Source organism: Streptomyces sp. SolWspMP-5a-2, from assembly GCF_900091845.1.
Classification (GTDB): domain Bacteria; phylum Actinomycetota; class Actinomycetes; order Streptomycetales; family Streptomycetaceae; genus Streptomyces; species Streptomyces doudnae.
Genome location: NZ_FMCI01000307.1, coordinates 1 through 16,709, shown reverse-complemented (window position 1 = coordinate 16,709; position 16,709 = coordinate 1). Strand labels below are relative to the sequence as shown.

Sequence of the window (16,709 nt, the reverse complement as noted above, 5' to 3'; positions counted from 1 at the left end):
GGCTGCCCGCCCGGCACCGCCCCGGTCGGGGCCGTGGCCGTGTCCGGCCGGTCGGCCACCCCGGGTCCGCCGGGGTGGCCGCCGCCGTGCACGGCCGTCGTGGATCAGGCGCAGCCGGCCGGCTCCGCCCGGGAGGCGTCGTCGATCAGCGCCCGCTGGGCCGCCCGTATCCGCTTCACGTCGGGCTTGACGACCTTGCGGTCGTACGTCACCAGGCCGTTCAGCTCGCCCTCGACGTCCGAGATCTGCGTGTAGACGGCGCCGTTGCTGCCCTGGCAGGCCAGCGCGTGCACCTCGTCGAGCTTCTCCAGGTAGCCGTCCGTGTAGGCCGACGGGTCGACGTCCACGTACGACTGCTGCACCGACCAGGCGTGTCCGGGCACCGCGAGCCCCAGGCCGCCGTACTCGCCGGTGACCAGGGCCCTTCTGCCGTCCGGGTGCGGGGGCAGGGCGGGGCTCGGGTAGCCGTGCTCGTCCATGATGTCGCCGGTGCCGCCGTCGGCCCCGAGGTTGAGGCCCGACATGCTGTTGACCAGCCGGGTCGGGTCCCAGGCCTTGGCCTGGTCGGCGACCCGGGCCATGTCGTACTGGCCCCAGCCCTCGTTGAAGGTGACCCACATGACCACCGACGGGCTGCTGATGTGCTCGTCCATGATCTGCTTCATCTCGCGCTCGTACTCGGCGCGGGCGGCGGTGGACGGGTTCACCCCGGCGGTCATCGCGGGCATGTCCTGCCAGACCATCAGGCCGAGCCGGTCCGCCCAGTAGAACCAGCGGTCGGGCTCCACCTTGATGTGCTTGCGGACCGAGTTGAAGCCGAGCTGCTTGTGCAGCTTCAGGTCGTAGGCGAGCGCCTCGTCGGTCGGCGCGGTGTGCAGACCGTCCGGCCAGAAGCCCTGGTCGAGCGTGGCCATCATGAAGATCGGTTCGCCGTTGAGGACCGTGCGCGGCACGCCGTCCACCTGCTCGACGGAGATCGAGCGCAGTCCGACGTAGCTGCCGACCCGGTCCTTGCCGACGCTCACCTTCAGGTCGTACAGGAACGGGTCGTCCGGCGACCAGAGGCGGGCGTGCGGGATGCGCAGGGTCAGCGGGGTGCCGCTGCGGCCGGTGGCCGAGGCGACCTTGCGCTTGCCGTCGTAGGCGGTGACGGTGACCGGGAGCCCGGAGCGGACGCCCTGCGGCGCGACCGTGACGGTGCCCTTGGCCGCGTCGGGGGTGAGCTTGAGCGTGTCGACGTGGTCGGCCGCGACCGGCTCCATCCACACGGTCTGCCAGATCCCGGAGGACGGCGTGTACCAGATCCCGCTCGGGTCGAGGCGCTGCTTGCCCAGCGGCGGGTTCTCGCCGTCGGCCGCGTCGGTCGGGTCGTAGACGCCGACGATCAGCTCCTGGGTGCGGCCCGGCTTGAGGGCGTCGGTGACGTCGGCGCTGAACTTGTCGTAGCCGCCCTTGTGTTCGGTGACCTTGGTGCCGTTGACGTACACCTCGGCCTGCCAGTCGACGGCGCCGAAGTTCAGCTGGAGGCGCTGGGCGGAGCCGATCCGCCAGTCGGCCGGGACCGTGAAGGTGCGCCGGTACCACATGCGGTCCTCGTGCCGCTCGATCCCCGACAGCTGGGACTCGACCGGGTACGGGACGAGGATCCGCTCGCGCAGGTTCTTGCCCACCGGCGGCCGGTCACCGGCCGCCGCCGCGGCGAACTGCCAGGAGCCGTTGAGGTTGCGCCAGTCGGCGCGGGTCAACTGCGGCCGCGGGTACTCGGGATGGGCGTTGTGCGCGGAGACGTCGTCCGCCCAGGGGGTGCTCAGCTCGTAGGTGGAACGGTTGCCGCCGCTGCTCCAGAAGGTGTTGACAACGTTGCCGTCCCGTCCGCGGAGGCCGCCCTCGCCGTCGTAGCGGACGTCGGCGAGGCCGGGCGCCGTGCCGGTCTTGTTGCCGACCACCGGTTCCTTCAGCGTCACCAGCAGCGACGTGGGGTCGCGCGGGTCGAGCCGGGCCGCGCCCAGCGGCCAGGTGGCGCCGCCGATCACCGCGTCGAGGTGGTCGGTGAGACCGGCCGGGAGTGCCGCGAGCGGCTGCGCGAAGTCGAGCTGGAGGGTGCGGCCGTCGGCGCGGACGGTGGTGTCGATGGCACCGTCGTAGTCGAAGCCGTCGGGCAGCCGGAACGCGGACTGCGGCACGGCGGTCTTGGTGCCGCCGGGCGGGGTCCAGCGCACGTGCAGGTTGGAGCCTCCGAAGTGCTCGAAGTACTCGACCTTGAAGTCGTAGGACTGGCCCGCGGTCAACTCGATGGGCTGGGCGGTCTGTTCGCGGTCCCAGTCGTCGACCCAGTGGTCGATGACCAGGCGGTCGCCGACCCAGAGCCGGAAGCCGTTGTCCCCGATGACCGAGAAGGTGGTCGGGCCGGTCTTCTCCGGCACGATCTTGCCGGTCCAGCGGACGTTGACGTCGTCCGACTGGCCGGTGGCGAAGGACAGGCGCGGCTCCAGGGTGGCGAAGTCGAGGTTCGGGTCGAAGCCGGTCGCCTTGAGCTCGTGGAAGTCGAAGGCGCCGGGGGCCGACTGGGTGTAGTACTCCCCCTTGAGCCCGTGGACTTCGACGGGGTCGTCCGCCGCGCCGGCGCTCGGGGCCGCGGTGAGTCCCGCGGCTCCCAGCGCTGCCACGAGGAGCAGGGTGAGGCGCTTACCGAAAGGTCTGATGCGCACGAATCCTCCTTGCTGAGGAAGGGTGGCGGCTCGCTGCTTCAGTCTGTACAACGTTGGAAGGAACGGCAGTTGGCATCAGAGCACGGCTCCGGGCCGCTGTCCAGGGTCATGACAAAGGCTCCGAGGACGGGCCACCCATCGACGCTGAGGAGATCCCTTGCGGGCGAGCCTGAAGGACGTGGCGGAACGCGCCGGCGTCTCGATCAAGACCGTCTCCAACGTGGTGAACAACTATCCGCACGTCACCCCGGCGATGCGGGCCAGGGTGCAGGCGGCCATCGACGAGCTGGGCTACCGGCCCAACCTGACCGCCCGCCACCTGCGCAAGGGCCGCACCGGGATCATCGCGCTGGCCGTCCCCGAGCTGGGCAACCCGTACTTCGCGGAGCTGGCGGGGGCGGTGATCGACGCGGCCACCGAGCACGAGTTCACCGTCCTGCTCGACCACACCAGGGGCGAGCGCGAGCAGGAGGTGCTGGTCAGCCAGGGGTACCGGTCCCGGGTGATCGACGGGCTGATCCTCTCCCCGCTGGAGCTGGAGGCGGAGGACCTGCGCGGGCGGGCCGACGACGTGCCGCTGGTGCTGCTCGGCGAGCGCGAGTACGACGCGCCCTACGACCACATCGCGATCGACAACGTGGCGGCGGCCCGCCGCGCGGTGCGCCATCTGCTCGACCGGGGCCGGACCAGGATCGCCTATCTCGGCGCCCGCACCGACTCCGCGAACCGGCCCGCCCACCTGCGGCTCGACGGCTGGCGCGCGGAGCTGTCGGAGGCCGGGGTGCCCGCGCCCGACAGCCTGGTGGTGCCGGTCGGCGGCTGGGACCGGGACGACGGTGCGCGGGCGATGGCCCAGCTCCTCGACTCGGGGGTGCGCCCCGACGCGGTCTTCGCGTTCAACGACCTGATCGCGATCGGGGCGATGCGGGTGCTGCACGAACGGGGGCTGCGGGTGCCGTGGGACGTGGCGGTGGTCGGCTTCGACGATCTCGCGGAGGGGCGGTTCGGGGCGGTCACCCTGACCACCGTCTCGCCGGACAAGCAGGCCATCGCGCGGATGGCGGTCGCCTCGCTGCTGCGCAGCCTGTCGGGGCGCGAGGTGCCCGGCGGACGCGAACTGACCGCGGATTTCCGGCTGGTGGAGCGGGAGAGCACGCTGGGCCGGAGGTGACGAGATTTCGGACGAAGGGGTTTACAGGGTCCTTCCAACGATGTAAAAACCTCCCCTGAACGACGTGCACACCGAGTTGACCGCAAGAGCCAGCCTCCCCGAGAGCGCTCTCACGCGCCGGGGCCGCGCGTTTGGGGACTCCCATGAAGCCGACCGCATCCGTCCGCCGCACCTCCGCACGCCACCTCCTCACCGTGGGCCTCGTGGCGAGCCTCGCGCTCGTCAGCGCCTGCACCAAGTCCGAGGACGACTCGGCCAAGGGCTCCACCGCCTCCCCGCAGGACGGCGCGGGCCAGGTGGTGTCCTCCCCGAGCACCGGATCGGGGCCCACCTGCGCCCTCGACGCCTACGGCGGCGGGAAGCTCGACCTGAAGAAGGCCACCGTGGGCTTCTCCCAGTCCGAGAAGGAGGCCAACCCGTTCCGGATCGCGGAGACGGCCTCCCTCAAGGCCGAGGCCGCCAAGCGCGGGGTCAAGCTCCTCACCGCCAACGCCCAGTCGCAGTTCTCCAAGCAGATCAGCGACGTCCAGGACCTCATCGCCAAGGGCGCCGACCTGCTGGTCATCGCGCCCCTCAACTCGGACGGCTGGGAACCGGTGCTGCGCGCCGCGTCCGCCAAGCACATCCCGATCGTGACGATCGACCGGAAGATCAACGCCACCGCCTGCAAGGACTACGTGAGCTTCATCGGCTCCGACTTCGTCGAGCAGGGGCGGCGGGCCGCCGACCGGATGATCGAGGCGACCGGCGGCAAGGGCGAGGTCGCGATCCTGCTCGGCGCGGCGGGCAACAACGTCACCACCGAACGCACCAAGGGGTTCGAGGAGCGGATCAAGGAGAAGGCTCCCGACCTGAAGATCGTCTTCCGGCAGACCGGCGACTTCGCCCGGGAGAAGGGCCAGTCGGTCACCGAGAACCTCATCCAGTCCAAGCCGGGCATCACCGGGATCTACGCCGAGAACGACGAGATGGGCCTCGGCGCCGTCAACGCCCTCAAGGGCGCGGGCAAGAAGCCCGGCGCGGTGAAGATCGTGACCATCGACGGCACCCGCAACGCCGTCCAGGGCATCGTCGACGGCTGGATCCAGGGCGTCGTCGAGTCCAACCCGCGCTTCGGACCGCTCGCCTTCCAGACCCTCGACACCTTCACCCGGGGCGAGAAGGTGAGCCAGGACATCGTCATCGAGGACAGCGCCTACACCGAGAAGAACGCCGCCGCGGACCTCGGCAAGGCCTACTGACGTGCTCTCGGTCACCGGCCTCGGCAAGTCCTTCCCCGGCGTGCGCGCGCTGTCCGACGTGGACCTCACCGTGCGCGCCGGGACGGTGCACGCGCTCGTCGGGGAGAACGGCGCCGGGAAGTCGACGCTCATCAAGGTGCTCACCGGGGTCTACCGGCCGGACGCGGGCGAGGTGGTGTACGACGGGGCCCCGGTCTCCTTCGCCACCCCGCTCGCGGCCCAGCGGGCGGGCATCTCCACCATCTACCAGGAGGTGAACCTGGTCCCGCTGATGAGCGTGGCCCGCAACCTCTGCCTCGGCCGGGAGCCGCGCGGGCGCCTCGGCCTGATCGACTTCCGGCGCATGCACCGGGAGGCCGCCGAGGCGCTCGAACGGCTCGGACTGCGGGTCGACGTGCGCCGTCCGCTGCGCGAACTCGGCGTCGGCGCCCAGCAGATGGTCGCCCTCGCCCGCGCCGTCGCGGTGGACGCCCGGGTGGTCGTGATGGACGAGCCGACCTCCTCGCTCGAACCGCGCGAGGTGGCCACCCTGTTCCGGGTCATCCGGATGCTGCGCGACCAGGGCGTCGCGGTGGTCTACGTCAGCCACCGGATGGACGAGCTGTACGAGATCTGCGACGAGGTCACCGTGTTGCGGGACGGCCGGGTGGTGCACACCGGGCCGCTGGCCGGGCTCGACCGGCTGCGGCTGGTCTCCCTGATGCTCGGCCGGGAGATCGGCGAGGTGCGCGCGGAGGGCCTGACCAAGTTCTCCGGCGGGCACGACGCCGAGTCCGAACCGGTGCTGCGCGCCACGGATCTGACGATACGTCACAAGCTGCGCGGGGTGTCGCTCGCGGTACGGCCCGGTGAGGTGGTCGGGCTCGGCGGACTGCTCGGCTCGGGCCGCAGCGAGACCGCGAAGGCCATCGCCGGGGCCCTGCCCACCGACGCGGGCCGGGTCGCCGTCGCCGGGGCCCCGGTGCGCCCCGGCTCGACCGCCGCCGCGATCCGGGCCGGGATCAGCCTGCTGCCGGAGGACCGCAAGGCCGAGGGCATCGTGCCCGGCCTGTCGGTGCGGGAGAACATCGCGCTGGCCGCGCTGCCCGCGCTCTCCCGGTTCGGCCTGGTGGACGACGCGCGGATCGACCGGATCGTCGACACGTTCGTGAAGCGGCTGCGGATCAAGACGGCGGGGCCGCACCAGCGGGTGGGCGAGCTGTCCGGCGGCAACCAGCAGAAGGTGCTGCTGGCCCGCTGGCTCGCCCTGCACCCCAAGGTGCTGCTCCTGGACGAGCCGACCCGGGGCATCGACGTCGGCGCCAAGGCGGAGGTGCAGGCCCTCATCGACGAACTCGCCGACGACGGGCTCGCGGTGCTGCTGATCTCCTCCGACACCGAGGAGCTGATCGAGGGCAGCGACCGGGTGGTCGTGCTCAAGGAGGGCGTGGTGGTGAGCGAGCTGACCGGCGCCGCGGTGACCGAGGACGCGCTGATGCGCGCGATCGCCGCCGTCCCGGCGGGAGGGCCCGATGACTGAACTGACCTTCGCGCGCCCGTCCCTGGACCGCGCGCGGCTGCTGCGCCTGCTCCAGGACTACGGGGTCTACGCGGGCGTCCTGGTGCTGCTGCTGTTCGACGTCGCCTTCACCCCGCACTTCCTGTCCGTGGAGAACTTCCGCACCCAGGCCGTCCAGGTCGCCCCGGTGCTGGTCGTCGCCCTGGGCATGGCGCTGGCGATCGGCGCCGAGGGCGTCGACCTGTCGGTGGGCTCGGTGATGGCCCTGTCGACATCGCTCATCTCCCTGTACCTCGGGTACGGACCGTGGATCGCGGTCCTGGTCGCGCTGGCCGGCGGGATCGTGGTCGGGGCCGCCAACGGCGCGCTGATCGCCTTCGTGGGCGTCCAGCCGATCGTGGCCACCCTGGCGCTGATGGTCGCCGGACGCGGGGTGGCCCTGGTGCTGCTGCCGCAGCTCAAGGACGTCCGCGACCCGGACATGGCGGCGCTCGGCTCGGGGGCCGTGCTGGGCGTGCCGTACCTGGTGCTGATCGCGGCCGGGCTCGCGCTGCTCACGGCGTTCGTGATGCGCCGCACCACCTTCGGACGGCAGGTGCTGGCCATCGGCGACAGCCGCCCCGCCGCCCGGCTCGCCGGACTGCCGGTGGGGCGGGTCCTCGTGGTGGTCTACGTCTCCTGCGGCGCCCTCGCCGCGATCGCGGGCGTCCTCGCGACGGCGCGGCTCTCGGCGAGCGACCCCACCTCCCTGGGCACCCTGATGGAGCTGTCCGCGATCACCGCCGTCGTCGTCGGCGGCACCCCGCTCAGCGGCGGGCGGGTGCGCGTCGGCGGCACGGTCGCGGGCGCGGTGCTCATCCAGTTGCTCACCACCACCCTGATCAAGCACGATCTGCCGCCGTCCTGGACCCAGATCGCCCAGGCCGCGGTGATCGTCCTCGCCGTCTACGCGGCCCGGGAACGAGGCAGACGATGACCGCGCACACCGAGGAGGCCGGCGTGCCGGCGCCCACCGTCCAGGGGACCGGGGACGGTCCCGAGCGCGCCGACCGCTCCGAGCGGCTCAGCGCCCTGGCCCAGCAGCACGGCGCGCTGGTGACCCTGGTGATCGCCATGGTCGTCGCGTCGCTGAGCTTCGACACCTTCCTGACCGGCGACAACCTGGAGAACATGGCGCTCTCCTCGGCGTTCCTCGCCGTGGTCGCGCTGGGCATGACGTTCGTGATCGTCACCGGCGGGATCGACCTGTCGGTGGGCTCGCTGTTCGCGCTCGGCGGGGTGCTCGCGGCCTGGGGCTCGCGGTACGGGACGGCCGTCGCGCTGCTGCTCCCGCTGGCGGTGTGCGGTCTGGTCGGGCTGGTCAACGGGCTGCTGATCGCCCGGGTCAGGCTCGCCCCGTTCATCGTGACGCTGGCCGCGATGCTGGGCGCCCGCGGGCTGCTGCTGGCGATCACCGACGAGGGGTCGCGGACGTACCTGGTCGACAAGGACTCGTTCTTCGCGACCCTCGGGCAGGGCACCCTGCTCGGCGTCGGGGTGCCGGTGTGGATCACGCTGGCGCTCTTCGCGGCGGGCGCGGTGGTGCTGCGGCGCAGCCGGTTCGGGCAGTACGTGTACGCGGTCGGCGGCAACGAGGACGCGGGCGCGCTGATGGGCGCCCCGGTGGCCCGCACCAAGATCACCGTGTACACGCTCTCCGGGCTCTGCGCGGGGCTGGCGGGCGCGCTGAACGCGGCCTGGCTGGCGTCCGGGGTGACCATCCTGGGGACCGGGATGGAGCTGGACGCGATCTCCGCCGTCGTCATCGGCGGCACCCTGCTCACCGGCGGCTCCGGCTTCATCAGCGGGTCCCTGGTGGGGGTGCTGCTGCTGAAGGTCATCCAGAACGTGATCAACCAGATCGGCTCCCTCGACTCCGCCTACCAGCAGGTGGTCAGCGGTGCCTTCCTGGCCGTGGTGGTGATCGCGCAGACCTGGCTGGGCCGCCGGCGCCGGGTGCTGTGAGCGCCGGGGGCCCAGCTCCGGCCACAGCACTAGCTGACGATCTGGCCCTTGCCCAGGGCGATCACCCCGCCCGGGGAGACGGTGTACAGCTCGGCGTCGCGCTCCGGGTTCACGCCGATGGTCGCGCCGGGCGGCACCTCGACGTTCTTGTCCAGGATCGCCCCGCGCACCACCGCGCCCCGGCCGATGCGGACGTTGTCGTGCAGGACCGAGCCCTGCACGACCGCTCCGGGGTCGACCCGCACGCCGGGCGAGAGCACCGACCGGGTCACCTGCCCGCGGATCAGGCAGCCCGCGCTGATGATGGACTCCCCCGCTATGCCGCCCGCGTTGAAGCGGGCGGGCGAGAGCTGGTAGGAGTGCGTGTAGATGGGCCAGCTGCGGTTGTACAGGTTGAACGCGGGCCGCTCGGCGATCAGGTCCATGTGCGCGTCGTAGTAGGCGTCGAGGGTCCCGACGTCCCGCCAGTAGCCCTGGTCCCTGCTGGTCTCGCCCGGCACGTGGTTGGCGCTGAAGTCGTACAGCTCCGCCTCGCCGCGTTCGGTGAGCTGGGGCAGGATCGAGCCGCCCATGTCGTGCACCGAGTCCTCGTCCTCGGCGTCCCGCTGGAGCGCCTCGATGAGCACCTTGGTGGTGAAGACGTAGTTGCCCATCGACGCGAAGACGCACTCCGGGTCGTCCGGGAGGCCCGGCGGGTCGGACGGCTTCTCCAGGAACCGTTCCACCATCTGCCCGTCCGAGCCGGGGCTGATCACGCCGAACGCGGAGGACTCCGCGCGCGGCACCCGGATGCCCGCGACCGTCACCCCGGCACCGCTCTCCGCGTGCTGGGCGATCATCTGGCGCGGGTCCATCCGGTACACGTGGTCGGCGCCGAACACCGCGACGTACTCGGGCTGTTCGTCGTGGACGAGGTTGAGGGACTGGAGGATCGCGTCGGCGCTGCCCAGGTACCAGCGCGGGCCGAGCCGCTGCTGCGCGGGCACCGGGGTGACGTAGTTGCCCAGCAGGCTGGACATCCGCCAGGTGGTGGTGATGTGCCGGTCGAGCGAGTGCGACTTGTACTGCGTCAGCACGCAGATGCGCAGGATGTCGGCGTTGACGAGGTTGGACAGGACGAAGTCGACGAGGCGGTACGTGCCGCCGAAGGTCACCGCCGGTTTCGCGCGGTCGGCGGTGAGCGGCATCAGCCGTTTGCCCTCACCACCGGCCAGTACGATCCCGAGCACCGAAGGTCCGCCACGGCGCATGGCCGCTCCCCTCTCCTTGGTCACCCTGGAGTGACCGTCTGCCCTGGAGCGGCCCGTGACAAGCCTGTGGGAGCGCCTGCCCGCCGCGCTATCCCTGTCTGACGATCTCCTCGTAGAGCCGGACGGTGCGGCGGGCGACGGCGTCCCAGCCGAACTCCCCCACCGCGCGCTCCCGTCCCGCCTCGCCCATCCGCCGGGCGCCCTCGGGGTCGTCGAGGACGGCGTCGAGCGCGCGGGCGAGCCCGGCCTCGAAGACCGCGGGGTCCTCGTCCGGCGCCACCAGGAGCCCCGTCTTGCCGTCCTCGACGACCTCCGGGATGCCGCCGACCCGGGAGGCGACCACCGGGGTGCCACAGGCCATCGCCTCCAGGTTGACGATGCCGAGCGGCTCGTAGACCGAGGGGCAGACGAACGCGGCGGCGTGCGTGAGGAGTTGGATGACCTCCAGGCGCGGCAGCATCTGCGGGATCCAGCGGACGCCCTCGCGGACCCGGCTCAGCTCCTGGAAGAGATCGCGGAACTCCCGGTCGATCTCCGGGGTGTCGGGCGCTCCCGCGCAGAGCACGACCTGTGCGCGGGGGTCGATGTCCCGTACCGCGCGCAGCAGATGGGGCACGCCCTTCTGCCGGGTGATGCGGCCGACGAAGAGGACGTACGGGCGGGTGCGGTCGAGGCCGACGCGGTCCAGGACGTCGGTGGCCCGGTCGGGGCGGTAGAGCGTGGTGTCGATGCCGTTGTGCACGACGCGCACCCGGGCGGGGTCGAGCGCCGGGTAGCAGGCGAGGATGTCCTCGCGCATGGCGCCCGAGACGGCGATCACCGCGTCGGCGGTCTCCACGGCGGTGCGCTCGGCCCAGCTCGACAGGGCGTACCCGCCGCCGAGCTGCTCGGCCTTCCAGGGGCGCAGCGGTTCGAGGGAGTGGGCGGTCATCACGTGCGGGATGCCGTGCAGCATCTTCCCGAGGTGACCCGCGAGGTTGGCGTACCAGGTGTGGGAGTGGACGAGGTCGCGTCCTTCGAGGCCCGCGGCCATGGCGAGGTCCACCGAGAAGGTGCGCAGCGCGTCGTTGGCGGTGTCCAGGGCGGCCCAGGAGCGGTGGCGCCGGACGCCGACCCCGCGGCCCTCGCCCCAGCAGTGCACCTCCAGGTCGACCAGTGAGGTCAACTCCCTGGCCAGGAACTCGACATGGACGCCCGCGCCGCCGTACACGTCCGGCGGGTACTCCCGGGTCAGCAGTCCCACTCGCACCCGCTACCCCCTGATCTCTGCGGCAGGTCCTCTCATGGTCACCCAGATGTGCCGCGCGCGGAAGGGCGCGGGGGTCGTGGGAAGCAACAGTCCCCGCAGACGCCGCCGCCCGGCACCCGGTAGTAGAGGCAGCAGCTACGACGCCGGAAGGCGGTGCCGGTCAGGGTGTGGGTGGGGGCCAGCAGGGGGTGGGCGAGCAGCCGGGCGGCGAGATCGCGGGTGCGGGCGTCGTCGTCGGCCCGGCCGTGGGCGCGGGCCCAGCGGCTGAGCTGGCGGGCGGTTCCGGCGAGCGCGGAGGCCGCGTTGCCGCGCAGCAGCCCCGGGGCGATCGGGTGGCGGGCGCGCAGGGCCCCGGCCAGCGGTTCGAGGTGGCCGAGGAGGACGGCGTCGGCGAGGGCGGCGGGGTCGGCGGGGCGCGGGCGCACCGCGGTGAGCCACAGGTCGTCGGGGGCGGCGGCGTCGGGGTCCCAGCGCAGCAGCCGCGGGTCGAGGTCGGGGAGCCGGTCGTAGCGGACGGCGCAGGCGAGGGCCACCGACCAGAGGCGGGCGGCGAGCCCCTGCTGGGCGAGGGAGGCGGCGACGCGCGGCTCGGGGGCGCGCAGCGCGTCGCCGACCTTGCGGACCCGGAAGGTGAGCGGGTCGGGTCCCGCGGCGGCCGGCGGGTCCGCGTAGGCGTCGGCGAGCGTCGGCAGGCCGGGCCGCGGGGGTGCTCCCGTGCGCAGCGGGAAGAACCCGCCGAGCGGGACGAGGGCGGCGAGGTCGGGGTCGAGGTCCACGAGGAGCAGTAGTACCAAGCCCCGGCGGGGATCCCCTCACCGGGAGTGGCTCCCGTGTCACCCGTCTTGGGGAGGACCGTGCCCGGTCCGTACTCCACCGGCAGTAGGACGGATTGCCTGCTCAGGGACGACGACGGGAACACCGGGAGCGGGCATGGTGTTGCCCATGAAGGTCGACCGTTCGCCGCGCAGGGGTCATCGCCCCCGTCTCACGCAGAGGAGCCGCCCATGAGCGCCCTCGCGTTGTCCGTGCTCCTGTCGTTCGTCTCCGCCGTCGCGTACGCGGGCGGGGCGATCGTCCAGGAGCACGTCGCGATGTCCTCACCCGGCGAGGAGTACGCCCCGCTGCGGCGTCCCGGCTGGTGGGCGGCGGTGGCGCTGAACGGTCTCGGCGGGCTGCTGCACGTGGTGGCGCTCGCCTACGGTCCGCTGAGCCTGGTGCAGCCGCTGGGCGCCCTGACGATCGTCTTCGCGCTGCCGATGGCCGCGCTGTTCGTGGGCCGCAGGGCCGGGGCGACGGCCTGGCGCGGCGCGATCATGGCGACGGTGGGTCTGGCGGGGCTGCTGTCCCTGGTCGGCGCCTCGGACGGGCACTCCCTGGCGGTGCCGGAGCGGATCGCGGTGGCCGGGGTGAGCGGCGCCGGGATCGTCGCGCTGATGGTGGCCGGGCGGGCCGCGCACCGGCATCCGGCGGTGCGCAGCATGCTGCTGGCGACCGGCTCGGGCGTCGCGTTCGGCATGGCGTCGGTGTTCACGAAGACCGTCGCGGTCGACTGGACGGACGGGGTGGCGACGACCGACCTGCCCTCGCTCGGTCTGATCGCCGTCTTCGCCACGGCGGGCATGCTGCTCTCGCAGGCGTCCTACCGGGGCGCGGGCCTCGCGGCGCCGCTGGCGACGCTGACCGTGGTCAACCCGGTGGTGGCCGCCGCCGTCGGCATCACGATGTTCGGCGAGACGTTCCGGCACGGCACCACGGGCACGGTGCTCGCGCTGGGCTGCGGTGTGGTGGCGGCGGGCGGCCTGATCCTGCTGACGACCGAGCGCCTCCAGCAGACGGGCGCGGACGGCCCGCGGACGGCGCCGGGGACCCCGATCGGCGGCCTCCCGGCACAGGCGGGCCCCGGGTCCCCGGAGAGGACGACGCCGCGGGAGGCCCCGTCCGGGGAGAGCGCACCCGAGGCGGAGCCCCAGGCACCCGTGCGCGAGCCCGCGCAGGACCCGGCACCGGCGACCGGGACGCGGAGCACGCAGCCGGTGGTGACGGCGACCGGGGCACAGGACCCTGAGCCGGTGGTGGCGGCCGCCGGGACGCAGGGCACGGAACCGGTGGTCACGGTGACCGGGGCACAGGGCCCTGAGCCGGTGGTCACGGTGGTGGAGCGTGAGGCGTCGGCGCTCGTGCCGGTGACCACGGCCGCCGCGGCGGCGGCCACGGAGGCGGCCACGGAGGTGTCCGACGCCCCGGACGCCGGACAGCGCGGAGGGCCCGGTGCGCCGCCGTTCGACGACGGGGCACCGGGCCCCCTGCACTACCGTTTCTACGGGCCGTTCTACGGCGGCGCGTACGTCCCGCTGCCCGCGATCGACCGGCACCGGGTCCGCGTCAGATCGTGACGCCCCCGGCGCGCAGATAGGCGAGCGGGTCCACGTCGGAGCCGAAGCCGGGCCCTGTCCGCACCTCGAAGTGCAGGTGCGGGCCGGTCGCGTTCCCGGTGGCTCCCGAGCGTCCGATCCGCTGCCCCTCGCCGACGCCCTGCCCGGCCTTCACGGAGATCGCCGAGAGGTGGGCGTACTGCGAGTAGCGGCCGTCGGCGTGCCGGATGACCACCTGGTAGCCGTAGGAACCGCCCCAGCCCGCGGTGACGACGGTGCCCGCGCCGACCGCCTTCACGGTGGTGCCGGTGGGCACCGGGAAGTCGACGCCGGTGTGGTAGCCCTTCGACCAGGAGGAGCCGGACGCGTGGTACGGGGTGCCGATGGACCCGCCGACCGGTGCCACCCGGGAGTGCCCGTGGGAGACGGTCTTCGGCTTGGCCTTCTTCTCCTTGGCCGCCGCCTTCTCGGGCTTCTTCGGCGCGGCCTTCGCCGCCGTGGCCCGGCCCTGGAGGTTCAGCCGCTGGCCCGGGAGGATCAGGTCGGGGTCGGCGCCGATCGTGGTGCGGTTGCCCGCGTAGAGCCGCTGCCAGCCGCCGTCGACGTCCTTCGCGTCGGCGATCTTGGACAGGCTGTCGCCGTGCACCACCGTGTACATCTCGGCGGTGCCCGCCCGGGACTGCGGAGTGCGCTGCGGCTGCACGTCCTTCGCGGACGTCTTACGGGCCTTGGTGGCGGCCTCCGTCCGGCTGGAGCCCGTCGTGCGGACGTCCGCCGCCGGGCCGCCCCTGGTCAGTCCGGCGCGGCCGGAGCAGACCGGCCAGGCGCCGGGCCCCTGTCCGTCCAGGACCTTCTCGGCGACGGCGATCTGCTGGTTCTTGGTGGCGAGGTCGGCGCGCGGTGCGTAGGCGGTGCCCCCGTACGCGGCCCAGGTGGACCGGGTGAACTGGAGGCCGCCGAAGTAGCCGTTCCCGCTGTTGACGCTCCAGTTGCCGCTCGACTCGCAGGCGGCGACCTTGTTCCAGGTGGCGACGTCGGCCGCGTGCGCGGTTCCGGCGCCGATGAGCGGGAGCGCCATACCGGCACCGCCCGCCGTGACGGTGAGTGAGGCGCGGTTGATCCTGTTGGGCTGGTACCGGCGGTGCCGGCCGCGTACGGCCATGTCTGGAGCCCCCATCGACATGCGTCAGAAGGGCCAAAAGTAAGGGCCGCGAACAGGCCATGACAAGACGGCAAATCAGCCTCGTCCGCCCCCAAGACGTCTTGAACACGGCGGAGTTGCGGAACGGGTGAGGCGAGCGGGGCCCTTCGCGCGTATGTGGCGGTGCCCGGTCCTTCACCCCGGACATGCGCCCCGCACACCGGCACGTCAGGATGGCAGGTGGGGGCGATACTGACGGGCACCACCGGAACCACGGACGCACTAGGAGCCAACCGCATGAGCACTACAGCCCAGATCGGCGTCACGGGACTCGCGGTCATGGGCCGCAATCTGGCCCGCAACTTCGCACGCAACGGCTACACGGTGGCGCTGCACAACCGGACGGCGTCGAAGACGCACGCCCTGGTGGAGGAGTTCGGGCAGGAGGGGGAGTTCGTCGCGGCCGAGACCGCCAAGGAGTTCGTCGCGGCGCTCGAACGTCCCAGGCGGCTGGTCGTCATGGTCAAGGCGGGCGAGCCGACCGACGCGGTGATCCAGGAGTTCGCGCCGCTCCTCGAACCCGGCGACATGATCATCGACGGCGGCAACGCGCACTTCGCGGACACCAGGCGCCGGGAGCGCGAACTGCGGGAGCAGGGCATCCACTTCGTCGGCATGGGCGTCTCGGGCGGCGAGGAGGGCGCGCTGAACGGGCCGAGCATCATGCCGGGCGGCCCGGCCGAGTCGTACGACTCGCTGGGTCCGATGCTGGAGAAGATCTCCGCGAAGGCCGCCGACGGCGCCCCGTGCGTGACCCACGTGGGTCCCGACGGCGCCGGGCACTTCGTGAAGATGGTCCACAACGGCATCGAGTACGCCGACATGCAGCTGATCGGCGAGGCCTACCAGCTCCTGCGGGACGTGGCCGGATACTCCCCCGCGCAGATCGCCGGGATCTTCCGCACCTGGAACACCGGCCGGCTGGACTCCTACCTGATCGAGATCACCGCCGAGGTGCTGTCCCACGTGGACGCGGACACCGGCAAGCCGTTCGTGGACGTGGTGGTCGACCAGGCCGAGCAGAAGGGCACCGGGCGCTGGACCGTCCAGATCGCCCTCGACCTCGGTGTCCCGGTCTCCGGCATCGCGGAGGCGGTCTTCGCGCGCTCGCTCTCCGGGCACGCGGCGCTGCGGGCGGCCTCCCGCGACCTGGCGGGGCCGACGCCCGCCGCGCTGGGCGAGGCGGAGGCGGCGGCCTTCGCGGACCGGGTGGAGCAGGCGCTGTACGCGTCGAAGATCGTGTCGTACACGCAGGGCTTCCACGAGATCGCGGCGGGCAGCGAGGAGTACGACTGGGACATCGACCTGGGCGCGGTCTCCGCGATCTGGCGCGGCGGCTGCATCATCAGGGCCGCGTTCCTGGACCGCATCCGGGCCGCCTACGACGCCCGTCCCGACCTGCCGAGCCTGCTCTCGGACGCGACGTTCGCGGGGGAGATCGCGGACGCGCAGGACGACTGGCGCGAGGTCGTCATCGCGGCGACCCGGCAAGGCGTGGCCACGCCGGGCTTCGCGGCGGCGCTCGCCTACTACGACGGGCTGCGCGCGGAGCGGCTCCCGGCCGCGCTGACGCAGGGCCAGCGGGACTTCTTCGGCGCCCACACCTACCGGCGCACCGACAAGGACGGCTCGTTCCACACCCTGTGGGGCGGCGACCGCTCGGAGGTCTCCGCGTGACGGTCGCGCGCGTCGGCACCGTGTGACGACTCCGTGCAGCGGCCTCGCCTGACGGCCGCGTGCAGCGACGTCGCGTGAGGCCGCGTGCAGCGGCTTCGGTGGGACGGATTCGCGCACGGACGACGGCGGTGGACACCCCGGATGGTGAGGGGCGTCCACCGCCGTCGTCGTGTGCGGGTGCGTCACCCGCCCGGAGAGTTCTCCGCCCGCGGGAGTTCCTCGCCCGCGGGGTTCTCCGCGCGGAGGGCGTGCCGTCCGGTGCGGCCGCTCAGGTCAGCGGCGGTCCGGGCTGCGGCTCGGGCACCGGCTCGGGGCCCGGCGGCACCGGGTGCGGGGTC

The 16,709-nt window shown here is 72.8% G+C and carries 12 protein-coding genes; 7 read left to right on the top strand and 5 right to left on the bottom strand.

The window, feature by feature from the left end; translation table 11 throughout:
• Positions 1 to 104: 104 nt before the first annotated feature.
• Positions 105 to 2,708: a PA14 domain-containing protein gene (locus GA0115242_RS30190; RefSeq protein ID WP_093834073.1), complete on the bottom strand. Its 2,604-nt coding sequence runs from the start codon at positions 2,706 to 2,708 to the stop codon at positions 105 to 107.
• Positions 2,709 to 2,865: 157 nt separating this feature from the next.
• On the opposite strand from GA0115242_RS30190, the gene GA0115242_RS30185 reads away from it, so the two are divergent.
• From GA0115242_RS30185 to GA0115242_RS30165, 5 genes are all read left to right on the top strand, one after another.
• The gene (locus GA0115242_RS30185; RefSeq protein WP_093834071.1) at positions 2,866 to 3,879 is read left to right on the top strand and encodes a LacI family DNA-binding transcriptional regulator; all 1,014 of its coding nucleotides are present in this window, start codon (positions 2,866 to 2,868) and stop codon (positions 3,877 to 3,879) included.
• 143 nt (positions 3,880 to 4,022) lie between these two features.
• A complete protein-coding gene (locus tag GA0115242_RS30180; protein ID WP_093834069.1) occupies positions 4,023 to 5,120 on the top strand; it encodes an ABC transporter substrate-binding protein in 1,098 nt (365 codons plus the stop codon).
• Position 5,121: 1 nt separating this feature from the next.
• Positions 5,122 to 6,639, top strand: coding sequence for a sugar ABC transporter ATP-binding protein (locus tag GA0115242_RS30175; RefSeq protein WP_093834067.1), 1,518 nt, complete (start codon positions 5,122 to 5,124; stop codon positions 6,637 to 6,639).
• Positions 6,632 to 7,594, top strand: a complete 963-nt coding sequence (locus GA0115242_RS30170) for an ABC transporter permease (RefSeq protein ID WP_093834065.1) — start codon at positions 6,632 to 6,634, stop codon at positions 7,592 to 7,594. Before GA0115242_RS30175 ends, GA0115242_RS30170 begins: the two co-directional genes overlap by 8 nt.
• Positions 7,591 to 8,622 (top strand): ABC transporter permease, encoded by a 1,032-nt coding sequence (locus GA0115242_RS30165; RefSeq protein ID WP_093834063.1) that lies wholly within the window; start codon positions 7,591 to 7,593, stop codon positions 8,620 to 8,622. The genes GA0115242_RS30170 and GA0115242_RS30165 overlap by 4 nt, the downstream gene beginning before the upstream one ends.
• 29 nt (positions 8,623 to 8,651) lie before the next feature.
• Here GA0115242_RS30165 and glgC read toward each other — a convergent pair whose 3' ends face one another.
• From glgC to GA0115242_RS30150, 3 genes are all read right to left on the bottom strand, one after another.
• Positions 8,652 to 9,872 carry a glucose-1-phosphate adenylyltransferase gene (glgC, locus tag GA0115242_RS30160; protein ID WP_093834061.1) on the bottom strand — a complete coding sequence of 407 codons (1,221 nt, stop codon included), beginning with the start codon at positions 9,870 to 9,872 and terminating at the stop codon, positions 8,652 to 8,654.
• Between the two features lie 88 nt (positions 9,873 to 9,960).
• Complete coding sequence (glgA, locus tag GA0115242_RS30155; RefSeq protein ID WP_093834059.1) at positions 9,961 to 11,121, bottom strand: glycogen synthase; 1,161 nt, start codon at positions 11,119 to 11,121, stop codon at positions 9,961 to 9,963.
• Positions 11,122 to 11,159: 38 nt separating this feature from the next.
• Positions 11,160 to 11,915, bottom strand: coding sequence for a (2Fe-2S)-binding protein (locus tag GA0115242_RS30150; RefSeq protein WP_202555973.1), 756 nt, complete (start codon positions 11,913 to 11,915; stop codon positions 11,160 to 11,162).
• A 210-nt stretch (positions 11,916 to 12,125) separates the two neighbouring features.
• Between GA0115242_RS30150 and GA0115242_RS30145 the strand changes: the two genes are divergently transcribed.
• On the top strand, positions 12,126 to 13,514 hold the full coding sequence (locus GA0115242_RS30145) for a DMT family transporter (protein WP_093834055.1): 1,389 nt from the start codon (positions 12,126 to 12,128) through the stop codon (positions 13,512 to 13,514).
• On the opposite strand, the gene GA0115242_RS30140 is transcribed toward GA0115242_RS30145, so the two are convergent.
• A complete protein-coding gene (locus GA0115242_RS30140) occupies positions 13,504 to 14,655 on the bottom strand; it encodes a transglycosylase family protein (RefSeq protein ID WP_093834053.1) in 1,152 nt (383 codons plus the stop codon). The two genes, GA0115242_RS30145 and GA0115242_RS30140, sit on opposite strands and share 11 nt — an antisense overlap.
• Positions 14,656 to 14,931: 276 nt before the next feature.
• Between GA0115242_RS30140 and gndA the strand changes: the two genes are divergently transcribed.
• On the top strand, positions 14,932 to 16,371 hold the full coding sequence (gndA, locus tag GA0115242_RS30135) for an NADP-dependent phosphogluconate dehydrogenase (RefSeq protein ID WP_093834051.1): 1,440 nt from the start codon (positions 14,932 to 14,934) through the stop codon (positions 16,369 to 16,371).
• Positions 16,372 to 16,709: the final 338 nt, after the last annotated feature.